This window comes from Cupriavidus necator (assembly GCF_013141915.1).
In the GTDB taxonomy this organism is placed as follows: Bacteria; Pseudomonadota; Gammaproteobacteria; order Burkholderiales; family Burkholderiaceae; genus Cupriavidus; species Cupriavidus necator_B.
The window spans coordinates 49925-69517 of the sequence record NZ_SROX01000002.1; the positions used below are offsets into that span (position 1 = coordinate 49925).

General features: G+C 70.2%; 14 protein-coding genes. 7 read left to right on the top strand and 7 right to left on the bottom strand.

Annotated features, from left to right (window positions below; translation table 11 throughout):
* Positions 1-109 precede the first annotated feature (109 nt).
* The 6 genes from E5S69_RS05205 to E5S69_RS05230 form a co-directional block, all read right to left on the bottom strand.
* Positions 110-6085 carry an Hpt domain-containing protein gene (locus E5S69_RS05205; RefSeq protein WP_171513970.1) on the bottom strand — a complete coding sequence of 1992 codons (5976 nt, stop codon included), beginning with the start codon at positions 6083-6085 and terminating at the stop codon, positions 110-112.
* Positions 6086-6212: 127 nt separating this feature from the next.
* On the bottom strand, positions 6213-8426 hold the full coding sequence (locus tag E5S69_RS05210; protein WP_171513971.1) for a methyl-accepting chemotaxis protein: 2214 nt from the start codon (positions 8424-8426) through the stop codon (positions 6213-6215).
* Between the two features lie 110 nt (positions 8427-8536).
* A complete protein-coding gene (locus tag E5S69_RS05215; RefSeq protein ID WP_171513972.1) occupies positions 8537-9100 on the bottom strand; it encodes a chemotaxis protein CheW in 564 nt (187 codons plus the stop codon).
* 53 nt (positions 9101-9153) lie between these two features.
* On the bottom strand, positions 9154-9525 hold the full coding sequence (locus E5S69_RS05220; protein ID WP_012352035.1) for a response regulator: 372 nt from the start codon (positions 9523-9525) through the stop codon (positions 9154-9156).
* A gap of 38 nt (positions 9526-9563) precedes the next feature.
* Positions 9564-10079, bottom strand: a complete 516-nt coding sequence (locus tag E5S69_RS05225; RefSeq protein WP_171513973.1) for a response regulator — start codon at positions 10077-10079, stop codon at positions 9564-9566.
* Between the two features lie 340 nt (positions 10080-10419).
* Entirely contained in the window at positions 10420-10590 is a 171-nt protein-coding gene (locus E5S69_RS05230) for a rubredoxin (protein ID WP_010813017.1), read from the bottom strand.
* Between the two features lie 241 nt (positions 10591-10831).
* Between E5S69_RS05230 and hemL the strand changes: the two genes are divergently transcribed.
* From hemL to E5S69_RS05250, 4 genes are all read left to right on the top strand, one after another.
* Positions 10832-12124, top strand: a complete 1293-nt coding sequence (gene hemL, locus E5S69_RS05235; protein WP_171513974.1) for a glutamate-1-semialdehyde 2,1-aminomutase — start codon at positions 10832-10834, stop codon at positions 12122-12124.
* A 100-nt stretch (positions 12125-12224) separates the two neighbouring features.
* Entirely contained in the window at positions 12225-12851 is a 627-nt protein-coding gene (locus tag E5S69_RS05240) for a LemA family protein (RefSeq protein ID WP_171513975.1), read from the top strand.
* Between the two features lie 13 nt (positions 12852-12864).
* Positions 12865-13722, top strand: a complete 858-nt coding sequence (locus tag E5S69_RS05245) for a TPM domain-containing protein (RefSeq protein ID WP_171513976.1) — start codon at positions 12865-12867, stop codon at positions 13720-13722.
* Between the two features lie 20 nt (positions 13723-13742).
* Positions 13743-14246 carry a TPM domain-containing protein gene (locus E5S69_RS05250; protein WP_171513977.1) on the top strand — a complete coding sequence of 168 codons (504 nt, stop codon included), beginning with the start codon at positions 13743-13745 and terminating at the stop codon, positions 14244-14246.
* Between the two features lie 13 nt (positions 14247-14259).
* Here E5S69_RS05250 and E5S69_RS05255 read toward each other — a convergent pair whose 3' ends face one another.
* On the bottom strand, positions 14260-15558 hold the full coding sequence (locus E5S69_RS05255; RefSeq protein ID WP_171513978.1) for an MFS transporter: 1299 nt from the start codon (positions 15556-15558) through the stop codon (positions 14260-14262).
* An 81-nt stretch (positions 15559-15639) separates the two neighbouring features.
* Here E5S69_RS05255 and E5S69_RS05260 point away from each other — a divergent pair, with 81 nt between their 5' ends.
* The 3 genes from E5S69_RS05260 (at position 15640) to E5S69_RS05270 (ending at position 19568) form a co-directional block, all read left to right on the top strand.
* Complete coding sequence (locus E5S69_RS05260; protein WP_171513979.1) at positions 15640-16608, top strand: LysR substrate-binding domain-containing protein; 969 nt, start codon at positions 15640-15642, stop codon at positions 16606-16608.
* A 1138-nt stretch (positions 16609-17746) separates the two neighbouring features.
* Positions 17747-19123: a sigma-54 dependent transcriptional regulator gene (locus tag E5S69_RS05265; RefSeq protein ID WP_171513980.1), complete on the top strand. Its 1377-nt coding sequence runs from the start codon at positions 17747-17749 to the stop codon at positions 19121-19123.
* A 22-nt stretch (positions 19124-19145) separates the two neighbouring features.
* Complete coding sequence (locus E5S69_RS05270) at positions 19146-19568, top strand: GtrA family protein (RefSeq protein WP_236901230.1); 423 nt, start codon at positions 19146-19148, stop codon at positions 19566-19568.
* The last annotated feature ends 25 nt before the right edge of the window (positions 19569-19593 follow it).

Below are 19593 nucleotides of genomic sequence, written 5' to 3' on the forward strand. Positions count from 1 at the left end.
GCCGCTGCAGTGCCGCCCCTTGCATGACCGCTTGGGTACTCCCTCTCCCGCACGCGGGAGAGGGAAGCAAAGCAGCAGCACAGGGGCAAGTGAGCGGCGATAACCGCCCCTACCCCCCCTGCCCATCCCCCAGCATCTGCGCCACCGATCCCGCCGTCCCCGCCGCCCGCTCGCCTAGCAGGCGGTGCAGCGTCCCCAGCAGTTCATCCTCGTTATAAGGCTTGCCCAGGTACACGTTGACGCCGATTTCCTCGGCGTAGCGGCGATGCTTGTCGGCGGTGCGCGAGGTGATCATCACCAGCGGCAAGTGCGCGGTGCGCGCGTCAGAACGGATGTTGCGCGTCAGGTCGAAGCCGTCCATGTGCGGCATCTCGATATCCACCAGCATCGCGTCCGGCATCGTGTCCTGCAGCTGCTTGAGCGCGTCCACGCCGTCGCGCGCCAGCACCACGTGGTAGCCGGCGCGGCCCAGCAGGCGCTGGGCGGCCTTGCGCACGGTCAGTGAGTCATCCACCACCATCACGGTGGGCTGCACCGCCAGGCCGCGCACGGGTTCTGCGCTGCCATCGCCCGCCAGTTCCGCGACCGCGCCCAGCTGCGCCGTCACGGCGGCTTGTCGCGGCGCTGGCTGGGTCGCCGGCAGCAGCGCCGGCGGATCCAGCGGCAGGGACTGGCCACGCTCGCGCACGAAGCGCTGCGCCAGCACCACCGGGTTATAGATCAGCACGATCTCGCCATCGCCCAGCGTGGTGGCGCCGGCGATGCCCTCCAGCCGCGCCAGATGCGGGCCGATGTGCTTGACCACCACTTCGCGGTTGCCGGCCACGTCGTCCACATGCACGGCGACGCGCTCGGCGCCGCTGCGCACCACCACCACCGGCGAGTACTTGCGCCCCGCGCTCGCGGCATGGCCCTGTTCCAGCAAGGCGCCGAAGTAGAAGAATGGCACCTCGGCGCCGGCCACGTTCAGCCGGCCCTGGTTATACGCGTCCAGCAGCGCCGGCGCCCGCAGTTGCTGCACCTGGTCGATCATGCCGCTGGGCACCGCATAGCGGCGCGCGCCCAGCGCGATCACCAGCACCTGCGTGATGGCCGTGGTCAGCGGCAGGTGCAAGGTAAAGGTGGTGCCCTGCCCGCGCTGCGAAGCCAGGGTGACGCGCCCGCCGAGCGCCACGGTTTCAGCGCGCACCACGTCCATGCCCACACCGCGGCCGGCCAGTTCGGACACCGCCTCCGCGGTGGAGAAGCCGGGGGTGAAGATCATCTCGGTCAGGCGCGCCTCGCTGGCGTCGTCGTCCGGCGCCAGCAGCCCGCGCTCGACCGCGCGGGCGCGGATGCGCGCCAGGTCCAGCCCGCCGCCATCATCGATGAAATGCAGCACCACCTCGTTGCCTTCCTGCTGCACCTCCAGCGTCAGCGCGCCGGTGGCCGGCTTGCCCGCGGACCGGCGCTGCGCGGCAGGCTCGATGCCGTGCGCCACCGCGTTGCGGATCAGGTGCTCGATCGGGCCGGCCATGCGGTCCAGCACCGAGCGGTCGATCTCCACCGTACCGCCCTTGATCAGCAGCCGCACCTCCTTGCCGGTCTCGGCCGCGGCCTGCCGCGCGACGCGGTAGAGCCGCTCGGCCAGCGCGTCGAACTGCACCATGCGCGCCTGCATCAGCCCGCGCTGCAGCCCGCGCGTCAGCCGCGCCTGCGCGGCCAGGTCTCCCGCGGCGCGATCGAAGCCGCGCTGCAGGTTCTGCTCGACCGTGGCCACGTCGTTGACCGACTCGGCCATCATCCGCGTCAGCTCCTGGAACCGGGTGAAGCGGTCGAACTCGAGCGGATCGAATTCCTGCTTGTGCTGCGCGTCGGCAATGCGCGACGCCATCTGCGATTCGGCCTGGATCTCGATCTCGCGCAGCTGGCCGCGCAAGCGCGCGACGTTGTCGTTCAGTTCGCCGAGGTAGGCGCGCATTGCGTCCAGCTCGCTGTCCAGGCGCGCACGCGTGGCGCCGACTTCGCCGGCCTCGTTGATCAGCGTGTCGAGCGCGCGCGCCTGCACGCGGACCAGCGCGCGCTGCGCCTCGGCCGGCGCCAGCGGAGCAAGCGGGGCCAGCGCAGCGGCCGGCGGCCTCGGCACCATCACGCCGGCCGGCCCCGGCACCGGCACCGGCCCCGGCACCGCTTCCGCGGCCGCCGCCGCGGAAGCGTCGGGAGCTTCGGTGGCTTCAGGCTGCGGCATGGCGGCGTCTGCGGCCTGCAGGGGATCGGCCAGCCCGTTGACCACATCGGGATCGTCGGCGGGCAGCAAGCGGCCGGCCTGCAAGGCCTCGGCATGCGCCAGGATGCGGTCGTACCAGGTGTAGAGCCGCTCGAATACTTTCGGCGCAACAGGCTGATGTCCCTGTCCGCGCAGGCTGGTATCGAGCAGCGTCTCCATCTCGTGCGCGGCCTGCCCCAGCGCCATCGCACCGGCCATGCGCGCGCTGCCCTTGAGCGTATGCAACGCGCGCAGCACCAGTCCGCCATGGCGCCCGTCGTCGGGCGCGGCTTCCCAGCCGCGCAACAGCTTGCCCAGTTCGGGCAGCGAGCCCTGCGCCTCTTCCAGGAAGATCTGCACCAGCGCCGGATCGGGTGCGTTGCCGGCGTCGGCGGTGGGTGCGTGTGCCGCAGGCGCCTCGGGCGCACGCTGCGCCGTGCGCAGCCCGATCACGACCGCGTCAGGCGCGGTGGCCGGCTGCGCCGCCGCGGCTCCGGCCGCTGGCGGCACCTCGGGTGAAGCCGGTGCCGCGGGCGGCAACCGGCCAAACCCTTGCGCCATCGCTTCATCGGCCTCTGCCGGCGGCTGCGGTGCGGGCACCGCCACGCGCGGGCGCAGCAGTGCGCGCTCGCCGAATTCGACCAGGCTGCGGTGCAGCGCGCCGTCGGCCTGCGGCCAGATGCCGGCCGCAAACTGGTGCAGCATGCCGCGCATGCGCTCGGCCGCCTGCTCCAGCAGGCGGAAATCGCCCCCATGCATCGCCACCGGATGCGAGCCCAGCTGCAGCAGCAACGCTTCCAGCGCCTCGGCAATCTCGCGCACCGGCTCCAGGCCCACGGTCGACGCGCTGCCCTGCAGCGTGTGGGCGACGCGCAGCGCCAGCTCGCTCGGGCAAGGGTGGGCTTCATGCCGCCATTCAGAGATATCGGTGGCGAACTGGCGCAGCAGGCCGTCGGCCTCCTGCAGGTAGACGTTGTACAGCGCCAGGCCGATACGCACCGGGCCGATGACCTTGTAATGGTCGTCCTCGTCCGAGAGGCCGCCGGCCAGGCGGAAGGGAATCACGTTGGCGTCGGGCGTGTCGGTGTCGGCATGGTTGCCGGTGGGGGCGTGGTCCTCGGTGTCGACGCCGTCGCGCGCCTCGTTGTCCGTGGGTCCGGCGGCCGCTGCCTGGTCGTGCGGCACGTCGTCGCCAGCCACTGCGGGCGCAACGGGCGATGGCGCCATGTCATGGGCGGTGCCGGCATCGCGCACCGCTGCGGCGGCCGCGACCAGCGGCGCGATGTCGTGCCACGCCGCGGCATCGCCATGCAGCCGCGCCACCCATGCCGACAGCTCGGCATGCGCGCGGCGCAGCAGCGCCAGCAGCGCCGGCGCGGGCTGGCGCGCTTCGGCAAGCCACAGGTTCATCACCTGCTCGACCGCCCACGCCGCTTCGCCATAGCGATGCAGGCCAACCATGCGGCTGGAGCCTTTGAGCGTATGGAACGCGCGCCGCAGCCGACTGAGCAGGTCGGCATCGCGCAGCGCCTCGACGCCAGCGCCGAGGTCGCCGGCGATGCCGGCCAGGACTTCGTCGGCCTCGTTCAGGAAGATGTCGAGCAGTTCGGCGTCGATGGCGGCGTGGTCGCCGGCGGCGGGCACGGCCGCCGTGCCGGCGCCGGCCGGGACCGGCGCGGGATCCGCCGGGATGGCGGCCAGCGCCATCACCATGCGCGCGCCGGCATCGTCGCTGCCGGCAAGCCAGGCGTTGCACTGCGTGATGGCGTCGGCAGCCTGGCGGCGCAGCGCGGCATCGTCGTCGATGGCGGCCTGGTCGGCCAGCGCCTGCAGCGCGGCACGCAGCCGCTGCAGCGCCGGCGTATCCGGGGCGGCGCCAGCGCGCAGCGCTTCGTCGGCGGCGGCACGGGCCGCGGCCAGCGGATCGTGCGGCGCCTGCGCGTCGCCGGTGGCCTCGGCATCGGGCAACGCGTCGGCGCGGCGTGCGCGGCCGAATTCAAGGGTATCGGCAAAGGCATGGACCACGCCCAGTTCCGCCGCCACCGTGCGCAGCAGCGCCGAGCGCGCGTTGGCGTCGGCAAGCTCGCCCGCATCGGCAAGGCGCGTCATGACGGCCGCCACGGCAGCGCTGGCCTGCGCGGCCTCGCTGGCCAGCGCGGTGGGCAGCGCCGCCGACGCCTGCAGCTGCGCCAGCGTTGCCGCCAGCGCGGCGAAGGCCTGGCGCGCGTCGCGCAGGTGTGCGGCGCCGTCGGCGCGTACCGCATTGCGGTCATAGCTGTCGAGCCAGGATTCGCCGCTGTCCAGTTGGGCGCGCAGTTGCGCCACGGCTTCGCTGCGCAGCGCCTGTGCGCGCGCCTCTTCGACCATGCGCGCCAGCCAGGGCGGCGCGGCAGCGGCAGGGTCCGCCAGGCAGGCGGCCAGCGCATCGCACTGCATGGCAAAGCGCGTTGCGGCCGCATGGGCGGACTGTCCGTGCACGCGCCACGGCAGCGCCAGCGCACGCGACAGGAACAGCGCGATGCCGGCGGCGCCCAGCGCATCGCCCGCGCCGCGCTCGCGCCCCGGCAGGGCGGCCTGCGCCAGGCAACGCTGCAGCGGCGGCTGCGCCAGCGGCTGCGCCGCCTCGGCCAGCGCAGCCAGCGCGCGCTCCCAGGCGGGGTGGTCGGCGGCGGCGGCATGCTCCAGCCCGGCCGCGGCCTGTTGCAAGTTGCGCGTATCGATCGGGTCAAGCCAGCCGTAGTAGCGCCGCCGGAAGTCGGCGTCGGCCTGCGCATGGGCGGCATCGAGGCGGAACGTCGCCAGCGTGCGCGCGATATCGGCGCGCAGCGCCGCTGCGTCGTCATTGCCGCCATCGGCCTGCGCGATGCAGACCAGCAGGAACACGGCATCGTTCAGCAGCGCCTGCGGCACGCGCACATGGCCCTGCTGGTACTGGCGCAGCAACAGGTTAACCCGCCCGGCAAGGCGCTTGGCCAGCAAGTCCGACGGCAGCAGGCCCAGCGCCAGCGCGCGGCACACCAGCCCCAGCACATGCCAGACGCCGCGGTCGGGATGGTCGGCGGCGCGGCGCGCGCCCTGCTCGTTGGCACGCAGTGCTTCCAGCGCCGCGTGCAGCGGCAGCCAGGCTTCGCGCAGCAGCACCGCGTCGGCGCACGGCGTGGGCAGGCGCAGCGCCTTGAGCAGGGCCGACTCAAACTGCTGGCGCGCGCGCGTGACCGCGGCGGGCCCCTTCGGCGGCAGCAGCATGCCGGGCAGCATCTGCAGCTCGTCGAGCCACAGGTCGGCGGGATGCACGCGCTCCTCGCCCAGCCTGGCGAGTACCGCCGCATAGGGCTGGAACAGGCGCAGCGGGGCTTCGTCGTCGCCGGCCATCAGGTCGTCGACATATTCGGCCAGCGCCTGCACGCCGGCACGGAAAACTGCCAGCGCCTCGGGGCCGGCGGCAACGGTGCCGGCGTCGATGCCGTCGAGCAGCCGGCGCAGCGCCTGGCAATACGGATCGGTCCCGCGCAGCCCGACGATATGCACGGCGCCGGCGGCCTGGTGCAGATGCTGGCCGGCCAGCCGCAGCGAGGTGGTGTCGCGCGCGCCCAGCGCCTCGGGCGCCTGGCGCACTTCCTCGACATAGTGGCCGAGTTCCGCGGCGGCCTCTTCCAGCGCGCTGCGCAGGCTGGGCGCCAGCCACGCCAGCCCGGACAGGTCGCGCGCGGCGCCGCCGGCATCGGGCGCGGCCTGCGCGCCGGCCGGCAACGGTGCGGGTTCGGGTTCAGGCAGGGCGTCGGCTCCGGCCGGCATACCGGCTGCGGCAGCGTCGCGCGGGACGGGAACATTCAGGGACATGACGGCTTCCAGTGCGGCGCCGGCACGGCAGCCGCAGTCCGCCCGCCGCAACGGGCGGCGGGCGCGGAGTTGGCATAAATCGCGGGGCCGCGGTGCGCGGAAGCGGTCGCAGGCGTCATCCGGCCGCTCAGGCGATCTTGAAGCGCGACACCGAGTTGCGCAGCTCCTCGCTCAGCAAGGTCAGCTGGCGCACCGACTGCGCGGTCTGGCGCGTGCCGGTGGTGGTCTGCTCGGTGACCTGCAGGATGCGTTCGATATGGCGCGCGACGGTGGTGGCCAGATCAGCCTCGTGCGAGGTGGACTGCGAAATCTGCTCGATCAGCTCGGCCAGCTGGCGCGACACGCGCCCGATCTCCAGCAGCGCGGCCCCGGCGTGGTCCGACAGCCGCGCGCCTTCGACCACGCCCTGGGTGCTGCGCTCCATGGCGTGCACCGCGTCCTGAGTATCGGTCTGGATAGTGCGGATCAGCGCGCCGATCTGCTTGGTGGCCTCGCCGGAGCGCTCGGCCAGGCGCTGCACTTCTTCCGCCACCACCGAGAAGCCGCGCCCGGCTTCGCCCGCCGAGGCCGCCTGGATGGCGGCGTTCAGCGCCAGCACGTTGGTCTGCTCGGTAATGTCCGAGATCAGCTCGACGATTTCACCGATCTCCTGCGACGACTCGCCCAGCCGCTTGATCCGCTTGGAGGTCTCCTGGATCTGCTCGCGGATGTCGTTCATGCCGGCAATCGCGTTCTGCACCGCCTGCTGGCCCTGTTCGGCGGCGGACAGCGAAGCGCGCGCCACGTTGGCGGACTCGGCCGCGCCGCGCGACACCTGCGTGATGCGGTCGGCCATTTCCACCACCGACTCGCCGGTCTGGCGGATCTGGCGCGACTGCTCTTCGGTGGTCGACACCAGCTGGGTCGAGGTGGCCTGCACCTGCCCCGACGCCTGCGTCACCTCGCCCGCGGTCTGCTGCACCCGGCCGACCAGCTCGCGCAGTTCTTCCACGGTGTAGTTGACCGAGTCGGCAATCGCGCCGGTGATGTCCTCGGTCACGGTGGCCTGGCGCGTCAGGTCGCCGTCGGCGATGTCCTGCAGCTCGTTCATCAACTGCAGAATGGCCTTCTGGGTGTTGTCGTTGTTGCGCTTTTCGTCGAGCCGGCGGGCCTCGGCCTCGCGCTCGCGCGCCTCGGCTTCGAGCGCGCGCATGCGCGAATCGCGCAGGTACAGCGCCGCCAGGCCGACCAGGCACAGCAGCGTCAGCGCGGCCGACACCACGGTAGCGCCCAGCGTCACCGGGCGGCTTCGCGCCGATTGCGCATAGGCGCGCTGCAGCGCCGACAGTTCGCCGCGCAGCGCTTCGTTGTCGTTGAAGATCTGCTGCTGCGCGCGCTTGGCCGCGATCAGGCCGGGCAGATTCTGCAGGATGGTCTGGGTGGTCTTCTGCACCGCCTCGAAGCGCTGCGACAGCTGCTGCAGGTAGCCGCGCGTTTCCTCGTCGGCGGCGGCCGACAGGCGCAGCGCCTCGCTGCCGTTGAGCAGGCCGTCCAGGGTCTCGCGGAACGTGTTGGTGTCCTTGCCGAGCAGGAACGCCGTCTCCGGGTTGACGCCTTCGCCGGCGAGGAACTCGTTCAGGTTCTTGCCCAGGCGCTGGGTCAGCATCACCAGCTGCGCGGAGGCCGCCACCTCGCGCGCATTGGCGCCGGACTGCAGCTTGATCGCGGCCACCTGTTCGGCGGCTTCGAGCAGCTCGGGGTTGGAGGCGTTGAAGATCTGCAGGGTCTGGCCGATGGTGGTCAGCACCGGCTGCTGCGCCAGCACGTCGGCGGCGCTTTTCTCGGAGCGCGTCCATGACTGCATCGCCGCCTGCAGCAGCGGCTCGGCCGCACCGGTGGTGGCGCGCACGCGCTTTTCGTCGCTGCCTTGCTGCAGCGCGTTCAGGTCGCCCGACAGCGCGTCCCTGGATTGGCGCAGCTGGGTAAAGGCCTGCGCATTGCCCAGCAGCGCGACCGGCACCGCCTTGCCCAGGCGCTGCGAGTGCATCAGCATGTCGCCGGCAACTTCGATCTGCGCGGCGCCATTGTTGGCGATGCGGTTATCCAGGTACACCGAGCCCAGCAGCGCCACCAGCGACACCACCACGCCCACGGTCAGCAGCCGCTGCTGCGACGCGAACGGCATGCGGCCGAGCCAGCGGCCGATGTGCTCCAGCGGGGTCGCGCCCAGCCCGGCGGCGGCGGGCGGCACGGGCGCGGGTTCGGGGCCCGCGGCATAGGCTACGCCGGGTTCACGCGCGAGGCTGGTGGCAGCGTCGGCTGCCGGCGTACGCCGGCCCAGGCTGAATCTCTTGAAACCCATGGCACCCTCTTCCGTTTATCGTTGTCATGCCCGGCGGCTCGTGCCGGGTGCGGCAGGCGGTGGCCTGCGCGCGGTCATTGTCTGTGCCTGCCGTAACCGGCCCGCGCGCGTCAGGCGGCGGCCCGGCCCGCTTGCAGGAAGGCGGGCGCGTCCAGCAGCGCGCGCACATCCAGCACCTGCCAGTCGCGTCCCTCACGGTCGGCATAGCGCTGCCCTTCCCATGCCGGCGCGGCGTCGGGGCCGCAGGCCTCGGCGGCGCCGTGCGGCAAAGCCAGGTCAGCCGCATGGCGCAGCCCGGCCACGCGCGTGGCCAGGATCGCGCAGGCGCGTTCCGGGTCGCGCGACAGCACCACGATCTTGCTGCCTGGTTGCAAGGGCGTTGGCGCGCCGCCGCAGAACAGGCTGAAATCGATCACCCCCAGCAGGCTGCCGCGCGCGTTGACCAGCCCGCTGTACCAGGACTGCGTCAGTGGCACCGGGCTGGGCTCGCGCATGTCCAGCACCTCGCCGGCATCGGCCAGCTGCAGCAGCCAGTGGCGCGCGCCGACCTGCAGCGCCAGGTAGCTGTCCGCGGCCGGCAGGCTGCGCGCCTCGCGCAGGCGCCGTGCCAGCATGGCCTGGTAGTCCTGCAGGCGGGTCTGGCGGGCGCGGAGGTCTTGGCGTGGCGCGTTCATGGCGGTCCCCGGAACAGGTGGCAGTGGCTTGCCGTGCGGCCGGCGCGGGCGGCTCAGTGCGCCAGCGCGGCAATCTTGCCCAGCAGCTCTTCGCCGTCGACGGGCTTGACGATGTAGTCCGACGCGCCCTGGCGCATGCCCCAGATGCGGTCGGTGTCCAGGCCCTTGCTGGTGCACATGATCACGGGGATGTCCTTGAAGCGGTCGTCGCGCTTGATCGCGCGGGTGGCCTGGTAGCCGTTCTGGCCGGGCATCACCACGTCCATCAGGATCAGGTCGAAGGCTTCGGCCTGCAGGCGGGCAAAAGCCTGCTCGCTGTTGCTGGCCACCGCGACCTTGAAGCCGCGCTTGCCGAGCAGGTCGGACATGAACAGGGCTTCGGTCGGGGAGTCGTCGACGATCAGGATCTTGTGAATGGCGGTCATGAGGTTTTCCTTCGATTCGTACATGGCGTGCGTGCGGTTCAGGCGGGCAACGCCGCGCCCGCGGCCTGGCACGGCAGGCAGGCCTGCACGGCCTGCAGCAGCGCGTCGCGGGTGAATGGCTTGGCAAGGTGGTCATGCGCGCCGACCAGGCGGCCGCGCGAGCGGTCGAACACGCCGTCGCGCGAGGACAGCATGATCACGGGGATGGCGTGGAAACGCGGGCTCTTCTTGATCAGCGAACAGGTCTGGTAACCGTCCAGCCGGGGCATCAGGATGTCGCAGAAGACCAGGTCGGGGTGCAGCTCGCCCACCTTGGCCAGCGCCTCGAAGCCGTCCTCGGCCAGCACCACCTGGAACCCGGCCTGCGCCAGGAAGATTTCCGCGGTACGGCGGATGGTGCTGGAATCGTCGATGACCAGCACCTTGCGGCGCGGCTGCGGCGCGGTCCCCGGCGTGATGTCCGGCGCGGTACCCGGCACAGGAACGCCAGGCGCCACACCCTGGGCGCCGGCGGTATTGACCCGCTGGTTTTCTTCTCTTTGAGCGACCCGCATGTTGTTCCCGCGACCAGCGGCTCCTGGCGGAGCGCCGGCAAGCACCAGAGAACACCCGTGCGGAGCAGCGCGACCCATGCGCGCCCCGACGGACCCCCGACAATCTTTTTATTTCCCTTCCAAGGCCGGGCTGAGCCCGGCAGTGGCGATGCGTGATCCCCGCATCTGCCCGCCGTCCTCCCCACCGCGGGCGGAGGGACGGCCAGTCATTTTTGCAACAGAGTGTGACAAGACGCCGGGGGGCCGTCAATCCGGTGCGGCCAGGCCCCGGTGGCGTTCTGTCGCATCGGCGCGACGGGGAGCCCCCTGCGCTGTTGCGGTTCTTCTAGATAGCGACCGCTCAGATCGCGACCATCTCGAAATCTTCCTTGCGCGCGCCGCATTCCGGGCAGGTCCAGTTGATCGGCACGTCCTCCCAGCGGGTGCCGGGGGCAATGCCATCTTCCGGCGCGCCTGCGGCCTCGTCGTAGATCCAGCCGCAGATCAGGCACATCCAAGTCTTGTATTCCATAACAGGCTCTGGCCACTCTCCATTAAAATCCAGCGCAGATGGTACCGAAACCGTGCCGCCGGCGCCAGCCAGCGACGGCCGGATTCGGGCCAGTTCCGCCGTGTTCGCACCCGTTAGCGCCTTGTTACCGCACGATTGGCGGGCAATTGCAGCGAACTTCCGCTGTTTTCGCCTCATGTCAGCATCAGGCCCCAGGCCCGCCGAGCACGATCTCCTGCAGTCCTGTCCTCACCTCATCGCCATGTCCCGTAATCAGCAGCTTTTCGACCGCGCCCAGCAGACCATCCCCGGCGGCGTCAATTCGCCCGTGCGCGCCTTCCGTTCGGTGGGTGGCACGCCGCGCTTCATCACGCGCGCCGAGGGCGCGTATATGTGGGACGCGGACGGCCAGCGCTATATCGACTACATCGGCTCGTGGGGCCCGATGATCGTCGGCCATGCCCATCCGGAGGTGGTGCGCGCAGTCCAGGAAACCGCCGCGCACAGCTTCTCGTTCGGCGCCCCGACCGAGGCCGAGATCATCATGGCCGAGGAAATCTGCAAGCTGGTGCCGTCGATCGAGCAGGTGCGCCTGGTCTCATCCGGCACCGAAGCCACCATGAGCGCGCTGCGCCTGGCGCGCGGCTTTACCGGCCGCGACCTGATCATCAAGTTCGAAGGCTGCTACCACGGCCACGCCGACAGCCTGCTGGTCAAGGCCGGCTCTGGCCTGCTGACCTTTGCCGACACCACCCGCAACGCGCCGTCGTCGGCCGGCGTTCCGGCCGACGTGACGCGCCACACCATGGTGCTGGAGTACAACAACGTCGAGCAACTGGAACAGGCCTTCGCCAAGCATGCCGGCGAGATCGCCGCGGTGATCGTCGAGCCGGTGGCCGGCAACATGAACCTGGTGCGCGCCAGCGATGCCTTCCTGCAGGCCATGCGTGAACTGTGCAGCCGCGATGGCGCGGTGCTGATCTTCGACGAGGTCATGACCGGTTTCCGCGTGGCGCTGGGCGGCGCCCAGGCGCACTACGGCATCCAGCCCGACATGACCTGCCTGGGCAAGGTCATCGGCGGCGGCATGCCGGCGGCGGCCTTTGGCGGGCGCCGCGACATCATGGCAAAGCTGGCGCCGCTGGGCGGCGTGTACCAGGCCGGCACGCTGTCGGGCAACCCGTTGGCGGTGGCGGCAGGCCTGGCCACGCTCAAGCTGATCCAGGCCCCCGGCTTCTATGACCGCCTGGCCGCGCAGACCCGCAAGCTGGCCGATGGCCTGGCCGACGCCGCCAGCGCCGCGGGCGTGCCGTTCGCCGCGGATGCCATCGGCGGCATGTTCGGCATCTACTTCCGCGACGGCGTGCCCGCCAGCTTCGCCGAAGTGACCACCAGCGACACGGCGCGCTTCAACCGCTTCTTCCACGCCATGCTCGACCACGGCGTCTACCTGGCGCCGTCGGCCTTCGAAGCTGGCTTTGTCTCCGCACAGCACGACGATGCCATCCTGGCAGCCACGCTCGACGCCGCGCGCAAGGCCTTCGCCGCGGCCTGAGGCGGTTTGCGGCAGCGGCGCGTGGTGCGCCGCCGGCTGCACGCATGACCACAAGGACGGTGCGCTACACTTGGGATTCGTCCAACCGCCGGAGCCTCCGATGCGCGCACCCTCGTCCCACCCGTCGCCCACCCGCTCGCCGCTGTCCGTGTGGCGCTGGCTGGTGCTGGCGGTCCTGGCCAGCCTGCTGTCCGCCTGCGGCTACAACGACTTCCAGACCAAGGACGAGGCGGTCAAGGCAGCCTGGGGCGAAGTCATCAACCAGTACCAGCGCCGCGCCGACTTGATCCCCAACCTGGTCAACACGGTCAAGGGCTATGCCTCGCACGAGCGCGAGACGCTCGAAGCCGTGACCCGCGCGCGCGCCGCCGCCACCAGCATCCAGGTTTCGCCAGAAACCCTGAACGACCCCGAAGCCTTCAAGCGCTTCCAGCAGGCGCAGGGCGAATTGTCCGGTGCGCTGTCGCGGCTGCTGGCGGTGTCCGAGAACTACCCGCAGCTGAAGGCCGATGCCTCGTTCCGCGACCTGCAATCGCAGCTCGAAGGCACCGAGAACCGCATCACCGTGGCACGCCAACGCTATATCGTCGCGGTGCAGCAGTACAACGTGCTGGCGCGCAGCTTCCCGACCAACCTGACGGCGATGATCTTCAAATACCCGGTCAAGCCTTCCTTCACCGTGGAAAACGAGAAGGCCATCTCCACGCCGCCCGCGGTCAAGTTCTGAGGGGATGACCGCCATGGGCACCCCCCGGCGCGGGTCCGCGCTGCCTGGCTGGCTGGCCGCCGCCCTGCTGTGGCTGGCGGCGCTGCTGGGCGCGCCGGCGCTGGCGGCCGACGGCTTCGTCGCGGTGCCGCCGCTGACCCAGCGCGTCACCGACCTGACCGGCACGCTGACGCCGCAGCAACGCGGCGCGCTCGAGAACGTGCTGGCCGAATACGAGCAGCAGCGCGGCAGCCAGATCTTCGTGCTGATGGTACCCACCACCGACCCGGAACCGATCGACGCCTATAGCATTCGCGTAGCCGACGCCTGGCGTGCCGGGCGCCAGGGCATCGACGACGGCGTGATCGTACTGATCGCCAAGGACAACCCGCCCGGGCTGCGCAAGATGCGGCTGGAGGTGGGCCGCGGCGTGCAGGGGTCGCTGACCGACGCCATGTCCAAGCGCATCCTGCAAGACGTGATGGCGCCCCACTTCCGCCAGAACGACTTCTACGGCGGGCTGGCGGCGGGCATCTCGGCGATCCAGGCCACCATCGACAAGGAAGGCCTGGCAGCACCGCAGCGCAAGGGCCAGCAGGCATCGGCGCTGGACCAATGGCTGCCGGCGCTGCTGCCGCTGGCCATCATCGTGTTCTTCTTCCTGAGCGCCATCCTGCGCCGGCGCGGGCCGCAGATCGTCACCAGCCGGCGCGGGCGCGACGTGATCGCCGGCGGCCTTGGCGGCCTGGGCGGCTACACCATGGGACAGGACTGGGGCCGGCGCAGCGGCGGCTGGGGCGGCGGCTTTGGCGGGGGCGGTGACAGCGGCGGCGGCTTTGGCGGCGGAGGCGGCGGCGGCTTCGACGGCGGCGGCGCGTCCGGCAACTGGTGACAGCCCGAGGAACGACAACCATGCCGCATCTCAAACGCGCCCTGCACCATATCGCCACCACGGCCGGCACCGCGCGCAAGCACTTTCCGCCGGAAGCGCAGCAGCAGCTTCACCACGCCGTGCATGCCGGCGAAGCCAGCCACCGCGGCGAGATCCGCGTGGTGATCGAAGCCAGCCTGCCGGTCGGCGACGCCTGGGCCGGGGTCACGCCGCGCGAACGCGCGCGCTTCCTGTTCGGCGCGCTCGAGGTCTGGAACACCGCGGACAAGACCGGCGTGCTGCTCTACATCAACCTGGCCGACCACGCCGTCGAGCTGCTGGCCGACCGGGGCATCGACGCCAGCGTCGGGCCGGCCATCTGGCAGGAGCTGTGCGGCGAACTGGCGCAGGGGCTCAGGCAAGAGCTGTCGGTGCGGCCCGTGCTCGCAACGGTGGCGCGCATCCATGCCCTGCTGGCCACGCATTTCCCCTCGGACGGCGGGCCTAACCCGAACGAGCTGGACGATCGTCCGGTCTTTCTGTAGCGCCCACACCGGCTCAGCGGGCGGCAGCCGCCTCGCGGCGCGCGCGCCGCCCGCCGATCGCATACCACACCGCCGCCAGCGCCTGCAGCGCCACCAGTCCAGCCCATGCCGCCAGGTGCGCGGCCTTCGGGTAATGGCCGCCGGTGGCGGGCCACAGGTCCAGCACGTAGCCGACGCCCACCTGGCAGGCAAAGGTCGACAGGAATACGGTCAGCGTCAGCGCCGTCGTGGCCCGGCCGATCAGGGCGTCCGGAAAACTGCGCGCCAGCACCGCATAGGTCAGGATGCCGCTGGAACCAAAGACGCCATAGGCGGCCCACAGCAGCACCGGCGGCAGCGGCACCTGCGCCATCAGCAGCAGCTGGATCACGATAAAGCCGGTCATGCCGGTGCCGGCAAAGGCATAGAGGCTCACGCCGAGGCGTTCCAGGTGGCGCGCGGCCCAGCCCGAGCCCACGCAGCCGGCCATCATGGCAAAGCCGATCACCGACACCAGCCGGGCGCCGGTGCCCGCATCGTAGCCGGACACATCGCGCAGGAAAGCCCCCACCCACAGCGTCTGCACCGCCAGAAACACGCCCTGGTTGAGCAGCGTCAGCGGCACCACGCGCCAGAAGCGCTCGCTGCCGAGAATCTGGCGCGTGCCGCGCAGCTGCTCGCGCAGGCTTTCCTTGCCGACGCGGGGCTTGTCCGGCGCGCTGAACCACAGCAGCGCCGCCATCGCCAGCGACACGCCGGCCAGGCCGATGCTGACGGTGCGCCAGTCGGTGAACGCCAGCAGCCACGACAGGGGCGTGCCGACCAGCACCGCGCCCAGCCCGCCGATGGCCATGACCACGCCGTTGAGCAGGGGCATGCGCGACAGCGGGAACCACATCGACAGCGCCTGGATGGCGGCGCCCAGGCATACCGACACACCCACGCCGATCAGCAGCCGGCCGGCGGCCAGCCCGGCCATGCCGGGCGCGAGCGCGAACACCAGCGAGCCGGCCACCGCCACCAGCAGCATCGCCGCCTCGGTGCGGCGCGGACCGTAGCGGTCCAGCAGGATGCCCGCCGGCAGCTGGGCGCAGGCGAAGCCAAGGAAATAGAAGCTGGTGAGCAGGCCCAGGTCGGCGGCATTGAGGCCGAGTTCGCGCGTCAGGTGCGGCGCGAAGCCCAGGTTGACGCCGCGGAATATATAAGACACCAGGAAGCCCAGCGAGAACACGGCCAGCACGCGCCAGCGAGCGCTGGCTGCTGCACCGGCGGCCGGTTGCGCATGCGAGGGCTGCGAGGATGCGGAAGACAAGTTTGAAATGGAAGTCGTCATGATGGCCTGCATTGTCTTCCCCATCCCGGTGCAAAGCCAACGAAAGATACCCGCGGCAATTGTGAGTAGAATTTGACGGCCATGGCCAAATCCCCCGTCAGACCCGCCCCACGCCCCGTCCATCTGCCGCCGCTGCAAGCGCTGCGTGCACTGGAGGCCGCCGCGCGCCACCGCAGCTTCTCGCGCGCGGCCGAGGAACTGGCCCTGACCCACAGCGCCATCAGCCACCATGTCCGCGCGCTGGAAACCAGCCTCGGCACCAAGCTATTCCAACGCAGCGGCAGCCAGATGGCGCCCACCAGCGTGGGCGCGCGGCTGGCCGAACAGGTGCGCGCCGCGCTCGACGACATCGAAAGCGCGCTGCGCGAGGCGGGCAACAGCGCCGGGCCGCCGGTGATCCGGCTGCAGGTCAGCGTGATGGCCGACCTGGCCAATGCCTGGTTGATCCGGCGCCTGCCCAGCCTCCATGCCCAGGTGCCGTCGCTGGACCTGCACCTGCGGCTGCATGCGGAGATCACGCCGCCCGACCCGTACAGCGTCGATGTCGGGATCTGGCACCAGCGCATCGACCTGCCCGGCTTCGAGTGTCACAACCTGATCGAAGACCATGTGATCGCGGTGGCCAGCCCGGCGCTGCTGGCGCGCTACCCCGGCTTTACGCTGGCCGACGTGCCGCGCCTGCCGATGCTGCGCTTTGCCCTGCGCCCCTGGCGCGACTGGCTCGAAGCCGCCGGACTGCCCGGCGACGAACCGGAGCGCGGCCCGATCTTCCAGGACGCCGGCCTGATGCTGCAGTCCGCCGTGGCCGGGCTGGGCGTGGCGACGGCGCGCGCGCAACTGGCGCACGACTACCTGGCCAGCGGCGAACTGGTGCAGATCGGATCCACCCGGATCCCGTCAAGCCTGCACTATTGGGTAACCTGGCGCGAAGGCAATCCGCGCGAGAAGGCCATCCAGCAGTTCCATGCCTGGCTGCAGGAACAGGTGCGGCAGGAAGGCGCGCAAGCGGATGCCGCCACCCCCGGCCATGCCGCACCGTTTCATCCTTGAAATCGCTGGGCGCGGCGATGTTGGCAATACGAATCATTTTCGTCCAGGCCCGCGAAATCAAGGGCTTGGAGCCTGGACCGAAGCAACCGCCACGGACCATCCCCCTCCGCCGCCACCTCGTCGCCATGGTGTCCGAGTTTCACGGATGCAACCAAATCGACCAGCGTGCCAGCCGCGCTGAAAAATTTGCTCTCCCCATCCAAACAGATGAGAAGTGACTGAGTTGGCGCGACGCGATTCGTGCGAAGGCTTGTCAACGCGCCGGGTCTTTTCATCCCCCCACCGCTGCCGGCAGGGGCGCGGCACCAAAAGGCTGAGGCCCGCGGTGTCGCCAAATGTCGGCGGAAGATGTATGCACTTCAAATCCTTGTAACGGAAATGAAACTGTTCGAGGGGGCGATCACGTGCCGTATGGGAGCCCTCGGTGGTGAGCGTTTCAAATTTTTCACTCCCTCGTTCAGGGGGACTCGCTGCGCAGCAAATGCCTTGTCGTACACCGCAAGCAACGATCGAGTGCTCTACACGAATCTTTACTGCCGCAACTTCTTTTGCAACGCAACATAAAAACAGGGCACCGCGTAACAAGAGCGGAACGTTTTGGGTCGCGCGGGGCCAGCGGCGCGCGCCCCGCCACATTGCTTTATCTTTCTTTTCAAGAACTTAGCCCACTCTGGCACATTCGTCGCACCTATGTCTGCGCGAACAGAAGCCCGGCACAAAGGGGAAGTCTGAAACGACAGCGGCAAGCACACTGGCCCGCGTTCGCCGATGATCAGTTTCAGGACGACCCCCGCAACCCAGGGCGGGAATTGGACTGGCGCTGTAAGCGAGGGCCACGCGGCAGGATCTGGCCCGCATCGGCACCCGCCATGACATTGGGTGCCGACAAGATAAAGCGGAGGTCATTCAGGCACACGGGCCGTGAGCGCAAGCAAGCGGCCCGTGTCACCTGAATCCCGCGGCATGCCGGTCAACGCGGCGTTCCGCGGGCAGCAGAACGGGGTGAAACAACAGAAATTGGGGAGCGCGCCGCGCGGCATCGCCACGATGCGGCCGGTGCCAGCCTTAGAGCCAACGGAGCGAGCGGCCGGCCATGCCGGCCGCCAGTTCCGCAAAAACAAGAATCCGGGGAAATCTCATGAGCGCGTACGCCAACCGCCCGCTGCTGTACCTGTCGCAGCATCATGACGCCACGCTGTGCCGGCTGTTCGCCCAGCGCGGCTGGAAAATCAGCTTCGCGTCGAACCTGCAGGACTTGCAAGCCTTGCCACCGGGCAACCAGCCGCTGGCCGCGCTGCTGGACCTGCAAGGCGGCTTTGCGGATGCCGAGCTGGAAGCCTTCGAACCCTGGCTGGCGCAGCCGCATGTCGGCTGGATCGGCATCGTCGCCGGCCAGCACGTGCTGAGCGAAACCGCGCGCCGCTTGCTCGGCCTTTATTTCGTCGACTATCACACCGCCCCGCTCGAGCACCCACACCTGGCAGAGGCCCTGGGCCATGCGCTGGGCATGGCCCGGCTGCGGCCCGGCGCACCGCAGGAAGTCCCGCGCACGGCCCGGCCCGATGGCATGATCGGCAGCTGCCCCGCCATGCAATCGCTGTTCCGCGGTATCGAGAAGGTGTCGCGCTGGGATACGCCGGTGCTGATCTCGGGCGAGTCCGGCACCGGCAAGGAACTCGCCGCGCAGGCCATCCATCGCGCCTCGGCGCGGGCCTCGCGCCCCTTCATCGCGGTCAACTGCGCGGCGATCCCGCCCACGCTGCTGATGTCCGAACTGTTCGGCTATGAGCGCGGCGCGTTTACCGGCGCCACCAAGCGCAAGCCCGGCCGCATCGAGATGGCACAGGGGGGCACGCTGTTTCTCGATGAAATCGGCGACATGCCGATCGAAAGCCAGACCAGCCTGCTGCGCTTCCTCGAGACCGGGCGCATCGAACGGCTCGGCGGCACCGAGTCGGTCGAGGTCAATGTGCGGATCATCTCCGCCACCCACGTCGACCTGGAAGCCGCGATCGCCGCCGAGCGCTTCCGCGGCGACCTGTACCACCGGCTGTGCGTGCTGCGCGTGCGCCAGCCCCCGCTGCGCGAGCGCGGCAGCGACATCCTGCTGATCGCCGAACACGTGCTGGAAACCGTGCGCAAGCAGTCGCCGGCACGCATCCGCGGCTTCTCGCCGATGGCGCTGCGCGCGATCCAGCTGCACACCTGGCCCGGCAATGTGCGCGAGCTGATCAACCGCATCCGCCACGCCGCCGCGATGTGCGAAGACGGCGTGATCCAGCCCGAGGACCTGGAACTGGCCGCGCCCGCCGACGACCGCCCGCTGACGCTGGCCGCGATCCGCGAGGCCGCCGAACAGAACGCCATCGTCGAAGCGCTGCAGCGGCACCATGAACGGTTGATCGACGTGGCCGCCGAACTGGGGATTTCGCGGGTGACGCTGTTCCGGCTGATGCGCGACTACAAGCTGCAGGTCAGGAAGAGCGACCTTGGGCTGGTCTGCGTGCAGGGCTGAGCGCGCCTCCGGCAACATGGCCATGCCGCATGCTTCGTCCCGCGCCGCCGGCGCGCTGCGCGCTTGCCTGCCCGACCCCGACACGCTGGGGCGGTTGCTGCGCTTTGGCATCTCGGGTCTGCTCGCCACCGGTATTCACGTCGCCGTGGCCACGCCACTGATCTTCCTGCTGCATGCGTCGCAGGTGAGCGCCAACGGCATCGCCTTCGTCATCGCCAACATCGGCTCCTACCTGCTCAATACGCTATGGAGTTTCGGCGCCACACCGGGACGCGACAGCTACTTGCGCTTCCTGGCGGTTTCGCTGCTGGGACTGGGACTCACGCTTGCAATCTCCGCAGGCGCGCAGGCGCTGGCCGCGGGCTACTGGACCGGCCTGGTCGCGATCCTGGCGGTGGTGCCGCCGATCACGTTCGCGCTGCACCGCTCGTGGACATATCGATAGCCGTTGCATGTCATCACGCTTACCG

Excerpts from the sequence above, each read along its gene's own strand:
- E5S69_RS05205 (WP_171513970.1), bottom strand. The coding sequence starts at position 6,085 with ATGTCCCTGAATGTTCCCGTCCCGCGCGACGCTGCCGCAGCCGGTATG.
- E5S69_RS05210 (WP_171513971.1), bottom strand. The coding sequence starts at position 8,426 with ATGGGTTTCAAGAGATTCAGCCTGGGCCGGCGTACGCCGGCAGCCGAC.
- E5S69_RS05215 (WP_171513972.1), bottom strand. The coding sequence starts at position 9,100 with ATGAACGCGCCACGCCAAGACCTCCGCGCCCGCCAGACCCGCCTGCAG.
- E5S69_RS05220 (WP_012352035.1), bottom strand. The coding sequence starts at position 9,525 with ATGACCGCCATTCACAAGATCCTGATCGTCGACGACTCCCCGACCGAA.
- E5S69_RS05225 (WP_171513973.1), bottom strand. The coding sequence starts at position 10,079 with ATGCGGGTCGCTCAAAGAGAAGAAAACCAGCGGGTCAATACCGCCGGC.
- E5S69_RS05230 (WP_010813017.1), bottom strand. The coding sequence starts at position 10,590 with ATGGAATACAAGACTTGGATGTGCCTGATCTGCGGCTGGATCTACGAC.
- hemL (WP_171513974.1), top strand. The coding sequence starts at position 10,832 with ATGTCCCGTAATCAGCAGCTTTTCGACCGCGCCCAGCAGACCATCCCC.
- E5S69_RS05240 (WP_171513975.1), top strand. The coding sequence starts at position 12,225 with ATGCGCGCACCCTCGTCCCACCCGTCGCCCACCCGCTCGCCGCTGTCC.
- E5S69_RS05245 (WP_171513976.1), top strand. The coding sequence starts at position 12,865 with ATGGGCACCCCCCGGCGCGGGTCCGCGCTGCCTGGCTGGCTGGCCGCC.
- E5S69_RS05250 (WP_171513977.1), top strand. The coding sequence starts at position 13,743 with ATGCCGCATCTCAAACGCGCCCTGCACCATATCGCCACCACGGCCGGC.
- E5S69_RS05255 (WP_171513978.1), bottom strand. The coding sequence starts at position 15,558 with ATGACGACTTCCATTTCAAACTTGTCTTCCGCATCCTCGCAGCCCTCG.
- E5S69_RS05260 (WP_171513979.1), top strand. The coding sequence starts at position 15,640 with ATGGCCAAATCCCCCGTCAGACCCGCCCCACGCCCCGTCCATCTGCCG.
- E5S69_RS05265 (WP_171513980.1), top strand. The coding sequence starts at position 17,747 with ATGAGCGCGTACGCCAACCGCCCGCTGCTGTACCTGTCGCAGCATCAT.
- E5S69_RS05270 (WP_236901230.1), top strand. The coding sequence starts at position 19,146 with ATGCCGCATGCTTCGTCCCGCGCCGCCGGCGCGCTGCGCGCTTGCCTG.